Raw genomic sequence first — 23,574 nt, 5'->3', positions numbered from 1 at the left:
CAAAGCCCACCACTCCACGGGACTCATACCAGCCACAGGTGATCGAGGCCAACACGCGCACCCCTCATCGCTTGCATGGGCCCCCGTGGGCGAGTGTCAGCCAAAGCAGCAAGGAAATCGGCGGCACTTCGTTCCCCTCGAGCCGCGGCGTCCACCAACGCCTGAGCCCCAGAGGGTCGTGGCGGCGCTGCCGGAGTCGGCAACCTGCCGGGTCGAGCGGCCTTGGGGCTGACGGTCACTGCTTGGTGCTCCATGGGTAGTCGAAACAGGGTGCCGATCGCTCGCTCACGGCGCGCGTTGAGCATGTCAGTTTCCTCCTCGCTTGGAGTTCCAAATCGGAGGATTCGTCGTCCTCGAGATTGCCTCCGCGCCTTCGACGTAGGGTCGCGACATGACGCAGGATCTTGCAGGGTGGGTGTCCGAACGCATCAATACCGATGACGCTTTGTCCGTCGAGGCGGGCCTGTTGGTGCTGGCGGCGTTGGAGGGAGACGATCCCTTGGATGCCGCGTTGCAGGACGGCGAGCGAGCTGTCGATCCCGCGTCGACCACTGCCAGCCCCGTCGACACAGCGCCGGCGACGTCGGGCACGTTTCTGGCTTCGCTGGAGGTCCGAGGTTTCCGCGGAATCGGAGAAACCACGCACCTGGACCTCGCCCCCCAGCCCGGTTTGACCATCGTGGCTGGCCGCAACGGGTCCGGGAAGTCGAGCCTGGCGGAGGCACTCGAAGTCGCGCTGACAGGGTCGACGTACCGGTGGAAGAAGAAGGCCGCGCAGTGGAAGGAGCACTGGCGCAACCTTCACCACCCCACGGGGGTGGAGATCGTGTTGAAGGTGGCGCAGGAAGGTGTGGGCGTCACGACGATCGGTTGCTCATGGCCCGATGACGCTTCGGAGGTTGGTCTGGTCAAGGCTTGGGTTCAGCCGCCGGGAGGCAAGCGCCAACCGGGTGTCGATCACCTCAACTGGTCAGGCGCGCTCGAGACCTACCGGCCGATGATGTCCTACGACGAGCTCGGCGGGATGCTCGAGGCCGGCCCAAGCGCGCTGTACGACGCCCTTTCACAGGCTCTCGGAGTCGAACAGATCGGTGACGGCATTCGTCGTTTGGAGCAGCGGCACAAGGTCAAGAAGGCTCCGGGCGACGGTCTCGCCATTCGACGCAAGCAGCTCTACACAGAGGCTGATTCGCTCCCCGACGAGCGGGCGGTGCACGCGGCGCAGCTGTTGAAGAAGGTCGAACCTGACGTCGGAGCGCTTCGGGAACTCGCGACCGGGGTGGTGGTCGTCGACAACGGCCCCCTGAGCACTCTCAGAACTCTTGAGTCGCTCGCCCCGCCGCGTCAGGTCGAGGTGCAGTCAGCCGCCGACGAGCTCAGGCGGGCCGTCGAAGCCATGGCGACCGCCGGTGAAGCCGAGTTCGCTCGGGGGATGGCACGGCTGGATGTGCGCAAGCGCGCACTCCAGGTGCACGCGGACTTCGGCGACATGACGTGCCCGGTCTGTGCCGGGACGCACTTGGATGATGCTTGGGCTGAATCTGCCCGCGCCGACGTCGAACGACGGTCCCGTGAACTCTCTGGACTCGAGGCTGCGCGCGAGGCGCTCGATCGCGCGCGGGGCAACGCGCGACGCCTCGTCACCCCCAGACCGGGTGCGCTGGACCGGGCGCCCGTCGAGGAGCTAACGACGGGCATCGAACGCGCGCGTGTCGCGTGGGATGCGTGGGCTGACGCCCCCGCCGGCGACCTTGACCTTGCTCGACACCTGGAAGAGCGCTGGAGCGAACTCGATGAGGCGCTGCGAAACCTGAGGACGTCCGCGAGCGAAGAACTGCAGCGGAGGCATGACGCCTGGGCGCCGCTGGCCGCGCGCGTGAGCGCGTTCTGCAACGAGTGGGACACGTGGCAACACGCGAAGCCCACAGTCACGACGTTGGCCGAAGCCACGAAGTGGCTCAAGACCAATGACACACGCCTCAAGAACGAGAGGTTGGCGCCGATCAGCGACGCCGCGCGTCTTGCGTGGGCCCTGCTGCGTCAGCAGAGCAACGTCGACCTTGGCTCGCTGACGTTGGAAGGGTCAGCAACCCGACGGCGCGTCAACATCGAAGCCAGCGTTGACGGGCAAGAAGCTGGAGCGCTGGCCGTCATGAGCCAGGGCGAACTTCACGCCTTGTCCCTCGCCTTGTTCCTACCTCGCGCCACCATGGACGAATCGCCGTTCCGCTTCATCGTGCTGGACGATCCGGTCCAGGCCATGGATCCAGCCAAGGTTGACGGACTGGTGCAGCTCCTCGCGACGCTGGCACAGGATCGGCAGGTCGTCGTGCTGTCACATGACGATCGGCTTCCTGCTGCGGCACGGCGCGGACGCGTCGGAGCGCGCATTCTTGAGGTGACTCGAGGTGCGAAGTCCGAGGTGTCGGTGACGACGAACCTGGACCCGGCCCGGCGCTACTTGGATGACGCGTTCGCCTTGGCGCTGGACCAGAGACTTCCGGAAGTTTCTCTCCGTCGCACGCTCCCCGGCATGCTGCGGTTCGCCGTCGAGGCGGCCAGCCGGGATCTTTACTTTGAGAGGCGTCTCGCTCGTGGCGATTCCCTCATGGATGTCGAGGATGCGTGGTCCACACGCCACGCCACGAGGGATCGAGTCAGTCTGGCGCTGTATGACGAAGTCCGTAGCCTCGACGGTTGGCTGACGCGCGGCTATAGAAAATTCGGGCTCGGTGTTATCACGGGTGGCATGCACAACGGCCTGAAGGATGCCGGGGACGCGAAGGCTGCGTGCCGAGCTGTCGAGGACCTGATCGCAGACCTACGCACCGGCACCAAGTCATGACAGCGGAACTGCTGCTGGGCGAAGCGCAAGCAGTTCTGGATGGGGAAGACGCCGGGCGCAACCGGACTGCCTGCTGGTTGGCACGCGCCTCACTGGAGGAGGCGATCCGTGAGCGCCTGACGGAACGGGACTGTCCCCCAGGTGAGGCCTCCATGCGAAGCCTGCTGACGTGCCTGGAGATCGCGTACTCGAATGACCCCGAGTGGGTGAACCAGGCTGAGCAGGCCTGGGCCGGTCTTTCGAACGCGTGTCACCATCACGCATTCCAGTTGGGCCCAACGTCGCTGGAGGCTCAGCGTCTGATCGACAGCGTGCGAGTGATCGCGACTACGCCCCCAACTGACTAGCGCCAGGATGCCGGACACTTCTCGCATGAGACGCACCCTCCTTCCCCTCCTCATACTCGCGGCGGTCCTCACTGGTTGCTCGTCGACGCCCGAAGCTGAGGATGCTCCCGCCGCCGGTGCTACGACCTCGAGCACGCCCACGGGGTCGCCCTCCGTGTCAGCTTCCACGTCGCCAAGCACGGCGGACAGCAGCGCCTCCCCCTCGTCGTCCGACGTGAGTGCCGAGGACGTGGGGAAGGCCATGGGGGCCAAGATCGCCTTCTATGCAGTTGCCAAGGCAGCTGGCATGAGCGAGAGCGCGAAAATGGACGAACTGGCCAGTGGCACGTGCAGCCGGATCGAGTCCGGGACGCCAGGCGAGGTGGGACCGTGGCTGAAGGAGGAGTTCAACCTCGAGGGCGACACAGCCGCCAAGGTCGCGGTCATGGCGATTGAGTTCCAGTGCCCGGAGTTCAAGGCGCAGGTCCGTTCCTGAACGAACGTCGTCATGCCTCGACCTCGATGACCCCGGAGAGCGTCCCTCTGGCGAACGCGTTGACGATGCGGCGGTGGGTCTGGCGCGGTAGTTGCCGGGTCCCCGGCTCACCCAGCGGTGTCCCGGGTCGGGCCGGGGCGGCCGCCAACAAATCGTCCAGACCAGCGCGCGCCAACAGCAGCAGACCATGCGTCGCGCGTGTGCACGTGACTGCCAACCGCCCGAACGCCGAGTTGAACTCGTCCAGCGAGGACGCCCCAGACAAGGGATGCAGCGCGACGGTCAACACGTTGGTCTGCCCCTGCCACGAGTCGACCGTCGAAGCAACGATCCATCCTTCAGGCAGGTCGTGCTTCTCACGCAGCCGATCCACGATCTCCTGCGCATCATCGACCGCTTGGTTCCGAGTGGCGAGCACCGCGATCACCGTGCTGTCCTCGATGTCACGCGCTGCGACCGTCTCCACCCCGTCGGGGATCCCATAGCCGTCGTATTGAGTTGTCCTGACCTCGAATCCGACAGTAAGGAGCTCGTCCAGCAACCCCTCGAGCGTCTCCATGAGCGGCATATCCACGTCCGGCGCCTCGGCATCAGGTAGCCCCTCGACCTCGACCAACGTCGCCACGCCAGTCCCCACCTGCGACCACACCGCCAGAGCCTGCGACCCGTCAGGGCCATCACCGGAGCCAACGACCAACTCGCGATCCCCGGGACCGGCCACACAGTTCAGGTCGTCCCAGTCGCCATAGAACGCCCGCCAGACCGGCAACTGCGCTGCGGTCGGCCGCCACACGGCTGGCATCTCCCGAGCCCACGTCTTCTCGTCGTCCTCGAAGGACGTCGGCCAAGCCCGATACGGGTTGTGGCCGGGGTCGCCTCGCCACGGATTCTGCGATGGGTCCAACGGAGGCAACTGGCCCACATCTCCCACGCCGACATCAATCGGCGCGAGCCGGTCGATCTTCGCGTACCGGTGCAGCGGCAACTGCCACGCCTCGTCGACGAACAACACGTCAAAGAGCTTCTCGCCGTTACCCGCTGCGCCGATCGACTTCAACAGCCACGGCGCAACGCCTTGCAACTTGTGCGTCGTGCCAAGCAGGACCTTCGCTTCGGGCGGGCAGTCCTTGTACGACACCACCACGGTCGCCGCCTCCAGCGTCGCCTCGGACACACGAGGCAGTTGCGCCTCCGCCACCAGCAGACAGACGTTGTCCTTGCCCAGCATCTTCCCGAGCTCGTACGCCAACGGGAACACCTGCTTATTGGCGAAGGCCGTCACCCCAACCCTGGTGCAGCTGGGGTCGTTCAGCGCGTCATCCACCATCCGCTTCAAGGCATGGGACTTGCCGGCACCGGCTGCAGCCTTCAGGAGGATGCGTTCATAGTCGGCGTCACCCGACAGCGCGTCCCTCAGCGCGGCAATCGCGTGAGTTGTGACGTCGACGTTCCCGATGGCCGCCTCGGCGTGGTGCCGGCTGCGACCCAGTTCGATCTGAGGCTCAAGGAAGTGAAAGTCGGTCATCGCCTCAGTCCAAGTCATCCGCAGTCAGGTGCGCCGCCGCGCTCACCGCAACCGACTCGTCGTGGTCGCCGGTCGGGGTCCCCTCCGCGGCAGTGTCGAACTGATCGAAGTCCAGGAGCGGCGGCCACGCCTGCGGGTTGAGCTCGCCCCGTTCCCGGCGCTCGGCCAACAGGTCGGAGTACTCCGCCTCGGCGTCCTCGTGCGACCGGCAGCACCAGCGGTGCTCATCCGGGGTCGCCGCATACGCACCGTCGTGGCACTCGGCCTTGGGCGCGTTCGTGGTGTCGGACCCGGGTCGTGGCACGCCGAGTTCGTGTCCGGACTTGAAGCCCCCGCCGAACCAGGCCATATCCGCCACGACCAGCCGCGACCCCACCTCAACGTCTGGCACGACCTTCGGCAGCCAGCCGAACGTCCCATCCCCGTCGGTCTGCTCATCCGACTCCAGGACACCGGCGCTGAGCCCACCGAACTTGAAGCTCCCCTTCTGCACCTTGAGTGTTGTGTCCGAGGACTCCACCGCGAGCTCGTCACCGTTCTGCAGCATGGCGATCGTCGTGCCGTCGCCGAAGCGCCGCGACTGCACCTTCAACCTCAACGGTGTCACTGACTCCACGACCGCAAACGCCACCTCACGCGTCCCCGCGTTCAGCGCCAGATCGCGCAGCACGTGCGCATTACCGAGCGCCTGCAACTGAGCGGCGCACTTGGTGTCGTGGTCGATCGCATCCACCTGGTTGTTGCGCCAGAACCAGGGCACCCGACCGAAGCGGACGAGGTCGGAGGCGTGCAGGTCGCGTCGACGGCGCCACACACGTTGCGCGTCGCCTTCGAGGGCTAGGTGGACCGGACGCAGGACGGACACGTCGAGCGGCTCGAGGACGGCGGCTGCCGCGTCCATGACCTCTGCCTTGTACGTCAGCTCTTCGTTCACCAATTCGGCGTATGCCGTGTCGCCGGCTCGTCGTGCCACCTTGTGGATCGCGTCGGACTGGTCGTTCGTGAGGCGCGCCCCAGGCGTGTGCGGACTCGCAGTGACGGCGTCCGAGATTTCGCGGTGACTGAGGGGCTTGTCTGCCGCAGCCCACGTCACGAGGTAGTCGAGACGACCGTGGTCCACGAGCGGCCCGCCCGCGACGAAGTGCTTCTTGAGGACGGCTCGAACGTCGATGAGTGGCCACCGCAGCGTCATTGCGCGGGACCGGTCCTGCTCGAGGAGGAAGCTCACAGCCAAGCGCTGGTGTGGGGTCAGCGGGTCCGGAACAGTCGCCGGGTCGCCGCCCCAGGTCAGGGCCTTGCGCCCCTGCTCGAGGTCCCGCTCCCAGCGGAGTCGGCTGATCTCGACGCCGGCCAGCGAGTCGGCGATGGAAACGAGCAGGTCCCCCGTCTGCGAGTCCGGCAGGACGAGGTGAACCGGACCTGGCTCCTCCGACTCCGACGGACTTGCCTCCGAGAGTGCCTCGTCCAGCGCCTCACCCAGAAGCGACATCACCCCCAAACGGGTAGCGGGCGCCTGCGGGTTCTCGAAGACCTCGAAGGCCCACGGCTCCGCACCGTCAGCACCGACACGCTGCAGTCCCACACCGTGGACACCCAAAGCGGCCGCATCGGACTTCGCGAGGACGACACTGATCGTTCCCGGCAACCCAACCGGGTCCGTCCGCAACTGGCCGGTCGAACCGGGCAGGCCGTCGACGGTCGCCAACACGGTCGCGGCCAGAGACTCCGGCGCGTCCTTGACCTCACCCGACCCGTCGACCAGACCCAGGAGTGCTGGCCGCTGCTCGGGTCTGATCCCGAGCTCGACGAGTCGTGACACCGGTTCGGTCGACGCCCGCACCTCCGAGCGGCAGAAGTTGAAGAGGGAGCACGAGACACAGGACCCGGGGTCGAAGGTCAGCTCGAGGTGCTCGACGAAGGACGCGACGTCGTCCGGCGCCACCGGCCACACCATCTCAGGGTCGGCGAGCAGACCAGCACGTTCTCGCGCCCGTTCCATCACTTCGATCCGGTGGTCGTCGAGGTTCTCTACGACGGCGACCGGTTGGAGGAAGCTATTCCGCGGCACGGCCAGCGCACCCCAGCGATGCACCTGCATTCCGTCCGGCAGCGAGGCCCACGCCAGTGCAGCCTCCGCGCCCAGCGCCACCTGGAGGAAGCCCTTGAGCATCCGCGGGTCGTCGATCCGCGAGCGCACCCGCTCGTAGTCCTTCGCATCCCCCATGACGAGCCAGCTGCCGGCGATCGCAGCCTCCGGGTCCGCCTCAGCGGCCCCACCATCGGTCGATCGCCGAGGAGCAACCACAGCGAAGTCCGGCTTGACCGGCGTCGCACCGACCGTCCCATCCAGCCCGGGGTAGGGCACAGCCAAGCCGGTGATCATCGTCGCTTCGCCCTGGTGGACCGCTTTGAGGTGAGCCTGAGACAGGGCCAGGGCGGTCGCACCTTCCGTCACCTTGCCGTCAGCGCGACGGACTCCAATGGGCCGAGTCAGGTTCAGCGCCCCAACCGTCGTTGTCAGCAGTTCCGACACGAACTTCTCGTCTCGCACCAGCCGCTCGAAGATCATCGCGCGCATGAAGCGCGCCTCCGGGATGCCCGCCGAGATGTCCGGGTGGCCAAGATCCGCGGCCAACAAGCGACGACTCTTCCCCGTGAGCATGGGGTCGGTTCGCCGGAAGCGCTCGCAGCCGGCGTGCGCCGAAGCCGCAACAGCCGAGCTGCCGCCCCCAGTCGCAAGATTTCCCACGAGCCGAACCATAAGTCGGAGGACCGACACGCGTCTCGAGAACTCCGCAGGTCAGCGCAACTTTCCGCAATTCACCGTTCACCGCGCGGCACCTTTTCACGCTGGGTAGGGTGCGCACGTGAAGCAAGGGTCAGTGGTAACCGACAGCGCGGTCGAGACGCATTACGAGTATTTGCTGGGCAAGCTCGACGAAATCTGGAATGAGTTCGGCGACGACAAGACCGGGAAGGGCAGTGCCTTCGAGCGCCTCATGGCGAGCTATCTGCGCACGGCCCCCGAGTTCTCCGAGCAGTTCTCCGAGGTCTACCTCTGGCAGGACTGGCCCGAGCGCGGCAACGCCCATGACCACGGCATCGACATCGTCGCCAAGGACGAGATCAACGGCGGTTGGACCGCCGTCCAGTGCAAGTTCTACGACCCACAGCACTACGTCTCCAAGAAGGACATCGACTCCTTCCTCGCCGCGACTGCAAAGGACAAGTTCACCGGCCGCATCGTCCTCTCGACGGCAAAGGGCTGGGGCCCGACGGTCGAGAAGCAGCTCGACGGCCTCACGGTCCCCGTGACAAGGATCGGCATCAACGACCTCCTCGAGAGCAAGGTCGACTGGAGCCAGATCGACTGGCAGGAGCCGCAGACCTACCTGCCCCTCAGCGGCAAGAAGCAGCTCCGCCCCCACCAGAAGGTCGCCAAGGACGCCGCCATCACTGGCTTGGCCACCCACGACCGGGGCCAGCTGATCATGGCCTGCGGAACCGGCAAGACGTTCACGAGCCTCAAGATCGCCGAGCAGCTCGCGACCGACAACAAGGCCAAGGCGACAACGGTCCTCTTCCTCGTCCCGAGCATCCAGCTCGTCAACCAGACGTTCCGCGAGTGGGCCCAGGAGACCGAGCTCCCGTTCCGAGCGTTCGCTGTCTGCTCCGACGCCAAGGTCGGCAAGGGTGGCCCGAAGCCCAAGGACGACCCCGAGGACATCTCCGTCTCGGACCTCATCATCCCGGCGACGACGGACACGAAGGCCCTCGCCGCCAAGGTCAAGGAGGCCCACGAGAACGACCGCTTCACGGTGATCTTCTCGACCTACCAGTCGATCGACGTCGTCGCCCAGGCCCAGAAGGACGGTGTTCCCGACTTCGACCTCGTCATCGCCGACGAGGCCCACCGCACAACTGGCGTCACGCTCGCTGACACCGTCGAGTCGCAGTTCGTCCGCGTCCACGACAACTCCTACATCAAGGCCGCCAAGCGCCTCTACATGACGGCGACCCCTCGCCTCTTCGACCCCAAGGTCAAGGAGAAGGCGACCAACAACGAGGCCGTCCTCGTCTCGATGGACGATGAGAGCCTCTACGGGCCGGTTCTCCACCGGCTCGGCTTCGGCGAGGCTGTCGAGAAGGATCTGCTCACCGACTACAAGGTGCTCGTCCTCAAGGTCGACGAGAGCTTCGTCGCCGAGTCCTTTCAGCAGGAGCTCGCCCAATCGGGCGAGATCAAGCTCGAGGACGCCGCCAAGCTCATCGGCTGCTGGAACGGCCTCGCCAAGCGCTTCGGTGATGCGGCGACCGCCGACGACCTCGACGGTGACGACCTCACGCCGATGAAGACCGCAGTCGCCTTCGCTGCCAACATCAAGGCGAGCAAGGCCGCGACAGAAGCCTTCCCGAGCATCGTCGACGGCCTCATTAGCACCTACGCCGAGGAGGAGGACTCCGGCGCGGCCCGTGAGCGCAATCGCATGCAGGTCGAGATTCGTCACGTCGACGGGACGATGAACGCCGTCGACCGCGGCAACGAACTGGCTTGGCTCAAATCCGGCTCGGAAGAGACAGACAACGTATGCCGGGTGCTCACCAACGTGCGCTGCCTCAGCGAGGGCGTCGACGTTCCGGCGCTCGATGCGGTCATGTTCCTCACGCCGCGCGGCTCGCAGGTCGACATCGTCCAGTCTGTCGGCCGCGTGATGCGCAAGGCGGCCGGCAAGAAGCTCGGCTACATCGTCCTGCCGGTCGTCGTGCCTTCGGGGATGTCACCCGAGGCGGCCCTCTCCGACAACAAGCGCTTCCAGGCAGTGTGGGAGGTGCTCCAAGCGCTGCGGGCCCACGACGACCGCTTCAACGCGATGGTCAACCAGCTCGACCTCAACCAGAAGAAGAACAGCAAGATCATCTTCATCGACCCGGTCAACCCGGGGCCCCGCGACGACTCGACTCAACTCACCCTCCCGTTCGGGATCGAGGAGTGGCGGGACGCGATCTATGCGCGCATCGTCAAGAAGGTCGGCGAGCGGCGCTACTGGGAGACGTGGGCGAAGGACGTCGCCAAGATCGCCGAACAGCACATTGCCAGGATCAACGGGCTGCTCGCCGACAAGGACTCGAACGCGGCCAAGGAGTTCGAGGCCTTCCTCGCTGGGCTGCGCGGGAACCTCAATGACGGCATCACCCAGACCGACGCGGTCGAGATGCTTGCACAGCACCTCATCACGCGACCCGTCTTCGAAGCACTCTTCGCTGGGTACGACTTCGCGGCGAACAACCCTGTGGCACAGACGATGGAGCGCATGCTCGCCGTCCTCGACGAGCACTCCCTCGACACAGAGAACTCCGAGCTCGAGAAGTTCTACTCATCCGTCCGGGGCCGCGTCGAGGGTGTCGACAACGCCGAAGGTCGCCAGCGGATCATCGTCGAGCTCTACGACAAGTTCTTCGCCACGGCGTTCAAGCGGACCGTCGACAAGCTCGGCATCGTCTACACACCCGTCGAGATCGTCGACTTCATTCTCAACTCTGCAGATGAAGTGCTCCGCCAGCACTTCGGACAGGGCCTCACCGACGAGGGCGTGCACATCCTCGACGGATTCACGGGGACGGGCACGTTCATGGTGCGGCTACTCCAGTCGGGCCTGATCAAACCGCACGACCTCGCCCGCAAGTACGCGAACGAGTTGCACGCCAACGAGATCCTGCTGCTTGCGTACTACATCGCCGCCGTCAACATCGAGACGACCTACCAGGACCTCGTCCGTGGATCTCTCGATGAGCAGGCGGCGTACGAATCTTTCCCCGGGCTCGTCCTCACCGACACCTTCCAGTCGTACGAGCACGGCGACGACGACGACCTCGGTGTCTTCCCGGAGAACAACGAGCGCATCAACCGCCAGCGCAAGTTGCCGATCACCGTCATCGTCGGCAATCCGCCGTACTCCTCGGGCCAGGACAGCGCCAACGAAAACAATCAGAACACGTCTTATCCCGGTCTCGACGCCAGCATTAGAGACACCTACTCGGCAGATCGAGGTCGCGGTGGTAACAACTCGCTCTACGACTCCTACATCCGCGCGATCCGGTGGGCCACCCTGCGGATCGCCAATCGTGGAGTTGTTGCGATCGTGACCAATGGAGGTTGGCTCGACTCCAACGTTGGTGCTGAGATGCGCCTCTCTCTCGCTCAGGAGTTCTCCGCGATCCACATCTTCAACCTCCGCGGCAACGCTCGCACCGCGGGCGAGCAACGCAAGAAGGAGGGCGGGTCGGTCTTCGACGCGGGGTCGCGAGCCACAGTCGCTATCACGGTTCTGGTGAAGGACCCAACGCAGAATGGTCCGGCAAGGATCAGCTTCTCTGACATCGGCGACTACCTGAGCCGAGATCAGAAGCTCGCGAAGGTTGCGGCGACTGGGCGACTTAGTGCGCTGGAGTCGGTCCGCGTTCTCACTCCCGACCAGCACGGCGACTGGCTGAGCCAACGCCGGGACGACTTCGGCGCGTTCCTGCCTGTCGGTGCCAAGCATGGCGACGAGGCGCAAGGCAGCACTGTCTTCGGCTTATACGGTCGAGGACTAGAGACAGGTCGGGATGCGTGGGTTTATCAATCGAGCGCTGGCGCACTGGGAGGTCAAGTACAGCGGACGATCAAGGCGTTCAACGCCCAGGTCGACGCATTCAGGGAACATGCGCCCAACAACAGCGGTCCAGCCAAATCCTTGGTGCCCGACTTCATCGACACGGATCCATCCAAGATCTCGTGGACGCTGAGTCTGAAGAATCGCCTAGCGTCCATGAAGCCTTTGGACTGGACTGCTGACGCGATCACCGTCAGCACATATCGGCCATTCTTCAAGCAGGCAGTTTATTTTGACCGCGGGCTCAATCACATCACCGGCCAGGCACCAAGGTTCTTTCCCAGCCCGAAGCACGCCAACCACGGCATCTATCAAGTCGGCCTGGGCTCTGCAGTGCCATTCTCAGTCCTCACCGTTGATGCGGTCCCGGATCTGCACGTGACAGGGGCTGGCTCTGGCGGGCAGTTTTTTGGCCGATGGCGGTTCGAGGAAGTCGACGAAGAGGGGGCGCTCTTCCATGGCGGCGAAGGCGAAACGGTCGATGGGCACCGGCGGATCGACAACATCACGGACGAGGCGCTGGGACGGTTCCGGACGGCATACGGGGAAGCGTTCACGAAGGACGACATCTTCTCCTACGTGTACGGGCTGCTGCACTCGCCGGAGTATCGCGAGACCTACGCGGCTGACCTGAAGAAGATGCTGCCGCGCATCCCGCTCGTCGAGGATGCCCAGCCCTTCGTCGACGCCGGCCGCAAGTTGTCGGACCTGCACCTCGGGTACGAGTCGGTCACTCCCTACCCACTCGACGGTCTCGACGTGGACACGCCGGGCGCCGACACGGCATACGAGATCTTCAAGGTCGAGAAGATGGCGTTCGCGAAGAAGCGCGATCCCGAGACCAAGAAGCTCGTAGCCGACAAGTCGACGGTGATCTACAACAACCGGATCACGCTGAACGGGATCCCTGAGGACGCGTACCGCTACATGCTCGGGTCTCGCTCCGCGGTCGAGTGGATCATCGACCGCTACCAGGTGAAGACCGACAAGGCGTCCGGGATCGTCAACGACCCCAACGACTGGAGCCGTGAGGTGTCAGACCCGCGGTACATCATCGACCTGCTCGCACGGATCGTGACCGTGAGCCTCGAGACGATGAAGATCGTCGACGCCCTCCCACCGCTCGCGATCCGCGAGAACCAGAACCCCGCTCAGGAGGCCTAGATGGACAACCCCGTTAACGAAACCTCGGCTGCGCCGGACGAGGCTGCCTCTGGACGAACCGGGGCGATGCTCGAGAAAGCCATCACCAAGGCTGTGTCGATCCAGCAGCCGGCGGTGGACGCATATATCGCGCGTGTCCGGCGGAGTCGGCCGGATGCAAGCCCCGCGGAGCTCGTCAAGGCCTCAATCGGTACTACCTCGCGACCGTGTCCACGACGGGTGGTGCTGCAGGGGCGGCCAGCTTCGTCCCAGGCGCTGGCATCCCTGCAGCCCTGCTGGATCTCGCAGCCTTCACGGAGGCGTCGGCGCTGTACGCCCTCGCGCTGGCCGAGGTCCATGGCGTGCCGGTTCATGATCTCGAACGTCGCCGCACCTTGGTCATGGGCGTGCTGCTCGGCAACTCTGGCAGCAAGCTTATGGAGAAGGCGGCCGGGCGCACAGGTGCCCATTGGGGGAAGTTGCTGACCAACAGCATTCCGAACTCGTCGATCCAGCAGGTCAACAAGGTGCTCGGCCGCAACTTCGTCACCAAGTACGGAACCAAGCAGGGCGTCTTCGTGATCGGCAAGCAGGCGCCAGTTGGCATCGGCGCGGCGATCGGAGCCGGAGGCAATGCCTTCTTCGGCTACGGCGTGGTGAAGTCCGCAAAGCGCGCCTTCGGCCCCCCGCCGCCCGTGTGGAGCGAAAAGGCCCCTCCTGTCGAGGAACCGGATCCGACGGCACCCACGGCCCCGGATGCATACGTGGACGGAACGCCCGCAAGCGGTGACCATCCCTGATGGCTCACGAGGGGGCCTACGTGGGCGAGGTCATTGCAATCGATCCGAACAACGACAGTTTCGGACATCGATATCCGGGGCTGGTTCCAGTCGGCCACTGGAAACTCGACGGTCCAGAGCTGGACTCGATGCGGCAGACTCATGACGCCCAACTCGAGTTCAACTGGCTGAGCCGCCACGGTGCGGCCACCGTCGCAGATGTCCTCGCCCTGTCTCCTGCCGAGGTGGGGAAGTGGCGTGGCTTTGGGGTTGGCAAGGTCAGCCGTATCACGGATCTGGTTGGGCGGCTTCACCGCGAGGCCACGGCCCTGCTCGCCCGGCAACTGCCTTCGCCAAGTCCTGACACCGCGAGCAGCACGGACTCGCGGTTGATGCTCGGTGCCGAGACATACGAACTAGCCACCCTGGTCGAGTGGGCACGGTTCTCGAGTGGCGCCGCAACCATCCGGGAGGCACTCGACGCCTTGGCGGCGGCCGACCTTCCCGACGACGTCGAAGTGGCGAGTCGCAGTCTGCTCGACATGCCTCTGCCTGCCGCCGACCTGGACCCACTGGCCGACCTGCACACCTGGATCGCCTCCCTCGACGATCGCGAAGCGCGCATACTCGAGCGCCGACTGATTCGGTTCGAGGCCTCGACGTTGGATGACGTGGGCAAAGAGTTCGACGTCAGTCGCGAGCGCGTACGTCAGCTCGAGTCGAAGCTCAAGGATCGGCTCGAATTGTGGGTTGGGTCAGACGACGGCCGATCGGTGCGTTGGGCCCTGCACCTCCTGTCGCGAGGTCTGGGTGCCTGCGCTCCGGACAGCGAGGTCCCTCTCGTCGGTGACGATGGAGGACACTCGGAGGAGTTTGGCCTCCTGCTCTACCTCGCGGGCATGGACTGGGACCGCGACAAGCGCCTGATTCATCGACGCGGCTTCTCTTGGCCCAGGCCCGCAGATTTTCCCCTCATCGAGGACGGGCCCCTCGTGGACGAAGACGCGTTGCGGCTGGATCTGCGCAGCAGAGGGGTCGTCGAGCACCACCTTCCTTGGGCCGTCGAACAGCTCAACGGCCTTCGACGACTTCAGGGCACGCTCGTCCTCTGGCCCAGCAGTCTCGTCGAACAGGCTATTGCGGTCCTGGCTCGTGTGGGTTCACCGTTGAGCGACCTACAGATCGCCGCCAAACTGGACCGCGAAGAGTTCAACTTGAGGGGGATGCGTGACCGGATCTTCCAAGACCCACGCATCATTCGGGTGACCAAGGACGACTTCGCGCTGGCATCGTGGGGTCTACCGGAGTACGGCGGCATCGTGACCTCGATGATGGCCCGTCTCGAAGAGGTCGGCCCGACGCCCATCCGTGACCTTGCGGAGTACCTGGCTGAGCGGCACTCAATCAAGTCAGGGTCGGTGACGGCGTATTCGTCGTCCCCCGTCTTTGTCACAGAGGATGGGTTGCTGCGGCTGCGTCGTGTCGACGAGCCCTTTATGCCGCGGCTGGACCCGTCGTCAGTCCGCGGCCTCTTTACCCTCGACAGCGGCTCTCGCATCGCCTGGCATGTTCGTGTCGATCGCGACCTGCTCCGCGGGAGCGGACGATCGTGCCCTGCCGAGATCGCCGTCGCCCTCGGAGTCTTCCCAGGCCACTCGGTCACATTGTCGAGCCCTGTCCGCGACATCTCGATTCGATGGATCGCCACAACGCACATGGGCCCGAACATCGGGAGTCTTCGAGCGCACGCCGAAGCCGTCGGTGCGAGGTTGGGCGATGAGCTCCGGTTGGTCTTCGATCGCGGGACCCACACGCTGGCGGCTTCGCGATTTGCTGGCGAGGCCGCAAACGGGGCCGCCTTCGTCGGACAACTGCTCGACGTACCACCCAACGAGGCCAGCCCAACGCTTGTCGCTGACGCCATCAGTTCGCAAATGGATGATCTCGAGCCGGTGCTTCGGAAACGCGGTGACGCTGCTGTCGCCGATGCGGTGGCCTCGCTGGGGATGCCCGTGTGATCTCGCCCCCTCGGCCAGCATTGCTGACATCCCTTGGTGCCTTTGTTATGCATCGCCGCCAACTGGTCCCGCGGCGGAGGCCGATCCGGCTGGGACCGTCAACCTCGCACCACCTGGAAAGCAGCCATGAGTTCATCTGATCCGCTCGTTGACCGCGCCGCGCGGCTCTTTCGCTTCCTTGCCCGAGCCCAGCAGCTCAAGTCGAAGCCCGTCCGCAACCTGGACAGTTACAAGGGAGAGGGTGCCGTCCACTGGGTCGGTGATGTGCCAGCTCACCGGGCGGTGCACGTCGCGCATCGGGACGGGGACCCCGCGTCGGACGGGCACCTCCTGTCCGTGGAACGAGTTGAGCGGCACGAGCCCCCGCCACCGCCCGACGTGCTGCGGAAATGGCTGAAAGGGGACCCGGAGTCCGCGTCCTCTCAACCTGACCTGTGGTCAACGGTCCCGGGTGGTCAGGAGTGGGACGACTCCACCAACACATTTGTCGACCGCGACGAGAAGCTCGCAGACCACCCCGAGGTCACTTCTGCCTACAACGCATGGATGAACGAGTGGCGACCGTGGGCTGACCGTGAGAACCAGGACGCGCCCGTTCGCACTTACTACGGCGAACTTTTCAGCACGTTCGTCAAGGCGACATCGCACACGGAGGAACTGGAGCTCGTCCTTGGAGCGGGCCTGTTGGCCTGGCGTCCCGAGGACCATCCTGCGGTTCGACGCCATGCATTCACCGTTCCTGTCATTGCCACGATGGATGACTCCAGCGGACGACTCGACTTCGTCGTCGACGGTGCTGCAGTGGGACTGGCGTCCGAATTGGACATGCTGGATCCCAAGGTCATCGAGCGACGGAACATCGTCCAGGAAGCAAAGCAGAGCGCCGAGCAGTTCGGTGCGCACCCCTTCGATCGCGAGGCGTTCGAGCACCTGGCGCGAACGCTGGTCAACAGCCTCGATTCCGCCGGTCGCTACGAAGACAACACGGGTGTGCCGGCACCGGCTGATGACGCGGTTCTTGCGTGGACGCCGGCACTGATCCTTCGCCCCCGCTCACAGCGTGGCCTCATCCAAGTATTCGAGACGATCGCGACGGACATCGAGGCGGCCGGTGAGGTGCCCACCGGCATCCGCCCACTCATCGATCCAGGTCTGGTGCCGGCTGCCACCACGGATCGCAGTCCGGGCGCGCTCCTCGACATCGACGGTGAGGTGTTCTCACCGCTTCCGCTCAACGCAGTCCAACGGCAGATCCTCGAGCAGGTCGACAGAAACGCCCAAACGCTGGTCCAGGGACCGCCGGGCACCGGTAAGACGCACACGGCCGCGGCGCTGTTGTCTCACCTCTTGGCGCAGGGCAAGCGCGTGCTCGTGACGGCGCACACCGACCGGGCCCTGCAGGAAGTGCGCGGAAAGCTCCCCGAACGAATCAAGCCGCTGGCGGTCTCCGTCATCGGGTCTTCGCGCTCCGACCTTGCTGAGTTGAAGCTGGCAGTCGACACGATCTCGCGCCGGTCGACCGAGCATGACCCTGCCGTCGCGAACGGGGAGATCGAGGAGCTACTTGCGGGAGTCGCACAGTTGAGAGGGCGCCGCCAAGAGCTCGGGGCGCGCCTCCTGTCGGCCCGGTCCGCCGACGTCCAACATCGTGAGCATGCTGGCTACTCAGGCACATTGGCCAGCATTGCCCAAGACTACGAACGGGAACGCGCGGCGCTCGGCTGGATCGGGGAATTCGTCGACTTCGAGCCTCATGTCGTGCCGCCGCTGTCCGACGTCGAGACCGTCACATGGCTCGACCTCGTCCGCGACCAGAGCCTGGCCGCGGACTCCCGACAAAGTGCCATGAGACTGCTCGACATCGAGTCGCTCCCCTCAGCGGAAGAGTTTCGAAGCCTCGTGGGAGCGCGAGCAGAAGCCGAGGCCACTCGCGCCCAACACGCGGATCTCTTGTCGCATGACGCTGCTGCTGCCATCCAGTCGATGGCGACTGACGAACGACGCGCGTTGCAAGAACGCATGCGTTCCATTGTTCAGCAGTTCGAGTCACTCGAGCAGATGCGGGCCGAGTGGGTTCGCTCCGCGTTGAGCGACGTGAGGCACGGCTTGCCCCAGACCTGGCTGGCTCGTGCGGAGACGATTGGAACCCTCCTTTCCGGAGTTCGGTCCCATCTGCAGAAGGTTCCCGTGGGCACCACGGTGTCGCATTCAGGAGACTCCGGTCCGCTGGTCGCACTGGCCAAGCACGTTCACAACTACCTCGGGGCGAACCCTCCACTCAAGACCGCTCCAGACGGTTCGGTGAAGATCGGGATGTTCACTCCGTCGGCTATCAAACAGGCGCGCTCCCTATTCGACAACGTGCGGGTCAACGGGCAACCCCCCGCGACAGCAGAAGCCCTCGCGTTGTTCTTGGATCAGGTTGATGCTGAACGGCTCTTGGAGCAGCTGGACAAGGCGTGGCCGGCGGATCTGGTCATTCCAGCAGAGGACACGGCGCGGGAGCGCCTCAGCTGGCACCAGTCCCAACTCGATCAGCTCGAGCGGGTCTTGGCGCTGGGTCGCGTCCTCTTTCAGGAGGAGAGCACTCTTGCCGCATCCGGCCTGAGTCGGCCCGACTGGAACGATCCGGATGCCGTCATCACGTACGCCCACCTCGTGGATGCTGCGGCCGCGGCAGATGCATGGCGTCAAGCCGGGGAGCCCCTGGCCGCTCTCGTTGAGACCATTCGCGCCACCTCATCATGGAGCGATGCCGCGCCGGCCGTTCACCAGCTGGCACTGGCAGCCGAGAACGGCGACCACGAGGAGTACGCCAGCGCGCACGCGCGCATCACTCGGTTGCATCACGTCAGGGGCCAGCTCGACCTACACAAGGCGTTGACCGAACGCATTGCCACGGCAGCACCCCGACTGGCTGAGGCCGTGACGGGTGATTTCGACAACCACGAGTGGACTGCACGCCTCGCCACCTTCGATGCAGCATGGAACTGGGGTACGACTGGCGCGTGGATCCTCGCGCAGGATTCCACCGATGTGAACGACATTCAGGGCCAGGTCTCGACAGTTGAAGCCCAATTGCGAGACCGCGCCGAACACATTGGTGCATTGCGTGCGTGGAACCAAGCCGTCGACCCCGATCGGCTGACGCAGAGATCCCGTGCTGATCTGACCCAGTACTCGCAGTTGGTTCGACGGCTGGGCAAGGGAACGGGCAAGTACGCGGCGCAACAGCGTGCCGAAATCCGCACAGCCATGGATCGATGCAGGCCGTCAGTCCCTGTCTGGATCATGCCCATCTATCGGATCGCGGAGCAGCTCAACGTCGCAGAGAACATGTTCGACGTGGTGCTCGTGGACGAGGCGTCGCAAGCTGGACTGGAAGCGGTCTTTCTCCAGTACCTCGCGCCCAAGATCGTGGTCATCGGAGACGACAAGCAAGTCTCCCCGACCGCCGTGGGCGTTGATCAGGGCGAACTTCGTGAGTTGGTCGAGCAGTATCTCGATGACGACCCGTACAAAGCATCGTGGCTGGATCCGCAACGATCGCTTTTCGACGAAGCGAAGATGCGCTTCCGCGGTTCGCTCACGTTGGTCGAGCATCGTCGGTGCGTCCCGGAGATCATCGGGTTCTCCAACCGCGTCGCATACGAACCAGACGGCATTCGCCTCAACCCTGTGCGCCAGTTTGGCGCGGACCGCCTCGAACCCATCAAGATCGTGCATCTCGCGTCGGGCCACGAGGAAGGTTCCAGCGGGAACAAGGTCAACAGGGCCGAAGCCGACGCCCTGGTCGACCAGCTCAAGGCATGCCTCGAGGACCCGAGATATGACGGGCTCACCTTCGGAGTCATCGCGCTGCTCGGCAAGCGTCAAGCACAGCTCATCGAGTCGAAGCTGCTGACCGAGGTGTCAGCGTTGGAGTGGGCCGATCGCGACTTGAGGGTGGGAGATGCTGCCGACTTCCAGGGGTCCGAGCGAGACGTGATGTTCCTTTCCATGGTGTCGTCAGCCGAGCCCGGGTCGCGCATGGCGTCGTTGACACGCGAGATGTACATGCAGCGATACAACGTGGCTGTGTCTCGCGCCAAGGACCAGTTGTGGCTCTTCCACTCGGCGACGCTGGACGATCTGCCCAATTCTGAGGACATGCGTCATCAGCTGCTCGAGTACTGCTACGGCGTCGCAGCCCGTGGACGTGAACTTGCCGCAGGCGAATCGGCCAGCGTCCCCGACGACGTCAGAGTTGAGCCCTTCGACTCCCTTTTCGAGCAGCGTGTCTACAACAAGGTCGTCGACCGAGGGTTCACGGTGCATCCGCAGTTCGACGCGAACGGCTACCGCATCGACCTTGTGGTCATCGGCGCTGGGGCCCGGCTGGCAATCGAATGCGACGGTGACACGTGGCACGGGCCAGAGGCATACGAGCGTGACTTGGCCAGGCAGCGTGATCTCGAGCGATGTGGATGGCAGTTCTTCCGTGTCCGAGAGTCGGCCTACTACGTCGACCCCGCGCGGGAGCTCGCCCGACTTTGGAGACTGCTCGACGAACTCGAGATTCGACCTTCTGGGTGGCTCACCGAAACTCTCTCGGACGACGACGAAGCCGAGATGTCTACTCCAGAGGTCGGCCATCACGACTCGGACGAACTGGTTGACGAACTGCGTGCAGAGTCAGCACCCGAGTTCGACTCGCTCGAGGAGGAACTCGCCGCTCACGTCCTGGAATCTTCAAAGGCGGGCGTGGCCGAGGGTAAGGACGAGGAACCAGCCCCCCTTGCGGAGGCCAGCCTCGCTTCACAGGGCTTCCTCGCTGCCGAGGGAACGACGAGTACCCCTAGCGAGCGTGTTCCACCAGCCGCTGACGACGCCGACGCCGACGACTTCGACGATGCGCCGGCCGTGGTTCGTTACCGGTCCTTCCAAGGGTCCGTCGTCTCCTTGGCTGCAGCCACTATGGCCGACTTGGCCGCAGGGATGATCGAGATTGTCCGCATCGAGGGGCCCGTGACCGGCTCACGCCTCCATACGGCATACGTGCGTGCCTCGGGTGGCCGACGCGTCGGGAAGCAGATCGCCCACGAGCTGAACCGCGCGATTTCCAGTGCTGTGAAGGCGGGACATCTCGTCGAGGAGAACCCGCTCCATCAGGCCGGCGTCAAGCCCAAGACCTACCGGCTGCCTTGGCAGCCGCAGGTGATCGCCCGAGACTTGGGTGCGCGGGACCTGGACGAGGTCCCTCCGTCCGAGCTAGCCGAACTGCTTCGCGTTGCTGACCAGCATCACGGTTGGACGAGCGAGGGCGAACTGTTCCGCCACGCGCTTCACCTGTTGGGCCGTAAGGCGCTCACAGAGCCCGCCCGCTCACGTTTCGAGCAGGTCATGCCCCTTGCGTTCCCAGTTGATGGGGCAGGGCGTGGTGCCGCGACAGAGAGCGGATCCTCGGTTGCTCAGGTCGAAGTCGTGCCTGACGCACCGGTGCCCAACGAGCCGGCTATTGCGTCCGCTTCAATCACCGGTTGGCGTCGTATGAGTCGGGATGAAGACGATTGGCACCGCTTGGTGTCCGTGGGCCGAGACATCCTCCGCGAAGTCGGCGGGAACAGAAGCACGATCACCTACAGCGAACTCAACGGACGCCTGGCAGAGGAGAGCGGCCTCCGCACATTCGATCTATCGACAGATCTTGGGCGCCAAGGAATGGGCTTCCTACTCGGCGACATCAGCCGGGTCGATCACGTTGATTCCGGGATTCTTCTTTCGTCCCTCGTCACCTTGAAAGGACTCGGCGACGTGGGACGAGGGTTCTTCAGCCTTGCCCAAGAGTTGAGGCTTATCCCAACCCACGCGGGCCCTCTCGAGAAGGAGGCTTTCTGGATCACGGAGGTCTCCCGAGCGCATGAGAAGTGCTCTGAGATGGCGTCGGGCAGCACCTTCGACTCGGGGGTGAGGTCATGAGTGGATACACCGTGATTGACGTGGAGACGACCGGGCTCTCGCCCGAGCGAGGTGACCGCGTGGTGGAGATCGGCGTGGTCTACGTGTCGGACCACGGGGAAATCCAGGACCACTGGTCGACCGTCATCAACCCCCAGCGTGACGTCGGACCCACCCGCATTCACGGCCTGACAGCCACCGATGTCGCTTCGGCTCCGACCTTCCCTGAACTGGCACCATACGTGCTGCGCGCCATGCGAGGGCGGACAACCGTCGCCCACAACGCGACCTTCGACCTGAGATTCCTCGCCGCCGAATTCATGCGCTCTGGTGTCACGCTCAAAGACCTCCCGCTCAGCGGTGTGTGCACGATGCAGTGGTCAACCGCCTACCTGAACGCCTCGAGCCGGCGCCTGGTCGACTGCTGTCGCGCAAGCGGGGTTTCGTTGACGTCGGCGCATTCGGCTGGAGCCGACGCGATGGCCACGGCACAGTTGCTCGGCCACTACCTCAAGTCCTCGAACTACGCACCGCCGTGGCACGAGGCAGCCGTAGAGACTCGTGCCTACCCGTGGCCGCCATTCTCCGGGGAGTACCCCGAGCTCCGCATGGTGCGACGATCAGAGGCGCGCGCCGTCCGGAGCGATCAGTGGCTGGATCGAATCGTGTCCAAGATGCCACGCGCGGCCGACGCTCGCGTCGACTCCTATCTGGCCACCCTCGAGATGGCGATGACGGATGGCTTTCTCGCCGAGCACGAGAAGGATGAACTCGTCGCAGTAGCGGTGGACGCCGGATTGACTCGAGGGCTGGTCCTCGATCTGCACGCCGACTACCTGCGCGCCATGGCAGAGGTCGCACTCGAGGACGACGTCGTCACGAGTGATGAACGCGTCGAGATGGATCGCGTGGCTTCGATGCTCGGCCTTCGACACACCGACGTCGAGGCCGCCTTGGAAGGCGCCCTGCGCGCTGGCCGTGGCCGCCATGGTTCTTCCGACGCCTTGCAGAACAGTGGCATCACCCTTCGGTCGGGTGATCGCGTGGTCTTCACGGGTGACATGGTCCGCGAACGGGGCCACTGGGAGGAACTCGCCCGGCGCCGCGGACTCGATCCCGGTGGCGTCACCAAGAAGACCAAGGTCGTCGTAGCGGCCGACCCGAACTCGCTCAGTGGCAAAGCAGCCAAGGCGCGGACATATGGCATACCGATTATCACGGAGGGCGCCTTCGACCGCCTCCTCGCAGAGATGCCCCACGCATAGTTGAAGGAGAAGTGCGATGCCGTCATCGATTGCCTGGCTTGACACCACCGTCGAGGAACAGCGACTCGCACGCGACCTGATCGCCCTGTTCAGCGAGACGGAGTCCCGAGACGAGTTGGGACTCGGCCAGATCCGGGACGCCTTCAGCGATCTCCTCTTCCCCGGGGTCTCGGTCGTCCAGACCCGCGCCCGCTACTACCTCTTCATTCCTTGGTGCTACACGCGAGGGTGGGCCGAGGGGACGCACGGTATGACGGCCAAGAAGAGAGGAGAATGGCAGGAGCGCGAACTGATCACGGCCCTCCGCAATGCCGAACTCGATGACAGTGCCGGGCTGATTGGCAAGCGTGCCGGCGCGTCGCTGCGAACACTGCCGTCCTCGATCTATTGGTCGGGCATGGTGAAGTACGGCCTGGTTGGCAATGTCGCGGACACCAGCCACCTTGGACTTCTTGGTGAGCACGCCGACGACGCCACAGAACTCGCCGAACGCTCTCCGCGTGAGTGGGCGGCGGGCATACCTGCTCCGCCGGACGATTTCCCGCAGGCCATCCCGAGGACAGAGCCCCGGGGAGTGGTGGGGATTG

At 64.8% G+C, this 23,574-nt stretch carries 10 protein-coding genes; 8 read left to right on the top strand and 2 right to left on the bottom strand.

Annotation, left to right across the window (positions count from 1 at the left end; genetic code table 11):
- Positions 1–391: 391 nt before the first annotated feature.
- Together N802_RS18335 and N802_RS20380 are read left to right on the top strand one after the other, a co-directional pair.
- On the top strand, positions 392–2,845 hold the full coding sequence (locus tag N802_RS18335; protein ID WP_035919265.1) for an ATP-binding protein: 2,454 nt from the start codon (positions 392–394) through the stop codon (positions 2,843–2,845).
- Positions 2,846–3,406: 561 nt separating this feature from the next.
- A complete protein-coding gene (locus N802_RS20380) occupies positions 3,407–3,667 on the top strand; it encodes a hypothetical protein (RefSeq protein WP_156971507.1) in 261 nt (86 codons plus the stop codon).
- A gap of 10 nt (positions 3,668–3,677) precedes the next feature.
- Here the strand turns inward: N802_RS20380 and N802_RS18320 are convergent, their stop codons facing one another.
- Positions 3,678–5,192, bottom strand: a complete 1,515-nt coding sequence (locus N802_RS18320) for a hypothetical protein (RefSeq protein WP_156971506.1) — start codon at positions 5,190–5,192, stop codon at positions 3,678–3,680.
- A gap of 4 nt (positions 5,193–5,196) precedes the next feature.
- Positions 5,197–7,941, bottom strand: coding sequence for a hypothetical protein (locus tag N802_RS18315; protein WP_035919273.1), 2,745 nt, complete (start codon positions 7,939–7,941; stop codon positions 5,197–5,199).
- Between the two features lie 133 nt (positions 7,942–8,074).
- On the opposite strand from N802_RS18315, the gene N802_RS18310 reads away from it, so the two are divergent.
- From N802_RS18310 to N802_RS18285, 6 genes are all read left to right on the top strand, one after another.
- Complete coding sequence (locus tag N802_RS18310; protein ID WP_245614000.1) at positions 8,075–13,009, top strand: DEAD/DEAH box helicase; 4,935 nt, start codon at positions 8,075–8,077, stop codon at positions 13,007–13,009.
- A gap of 206 nt (positions 13,010–13,215) precedes the next feature.
- Positions 13,216–13,788: a hypothetical protein gene (locus N802_RS18305; protein WP_156971505.1), complete on the top strand. Its 573-nt coding sequence runs from the start codon at positions 13,216–13,218 to the stop codon at positions 13,786–13,788.
- A 128-nt stretch (positions 13,789–13,916) separates the two neighbouring features.
- A complete protein-coding gene (locus tag N802_RS18300) occupies positions 13,917–15,785 on the top strand; it encodes a sigma factor-like helix-turn-helix DNA-binding protein (protein ID WP_169743463.1) in 1,869 nt (622 codons plus the stop codon).
- Positions 15,786–15,911: 126 nt separating this feature from the next.
- Entirely contained in the window at positions 15,912–21,743 is a 5,832-nt protein-coding gene (locus N802_RS18295) for an AAA domain-containing protein (protein WP_052110152.1), read from the top strand.
- Positions 21,740–22,987, top strand: a complete 1,248-nt coding sequence (locus N802_RS18290) for an exonuclease domain-containing protein (RefSeq protein ID WP_035919257.1) — start codon at positions 21,740–21,742, stop codon at positions 22,985–22,987. Before N802_RS18295 ends, N802_RS18290 begins: the two co-directional genes overlap by 4 nt.
- 16 nt (positions 22,988–23,003) lie before the next feature.
- Positions 23,004–23,574, top strand: a 571-nt coding sequence (locus N802_RS18285) for a DUF6361 family protein (protein ID WP_245613999.1), incomplete at its 3' end; no start/stop codon positions are given.

Source organism: Knoellia sinensis KCTC 19936 (assembly GCF_000768705.1).
Lineage (GTDB): Bacteria > Actinomycetota > Actinomycetes > Actinomycetales > Dermatophilaceae > Knoellia > Knoellia sinensis.
The sequence above is the reverse complement of the archived record's forward strand: the minus strand, read 5'-3'. Positions and strand labels throughout refer to the sequence as shown.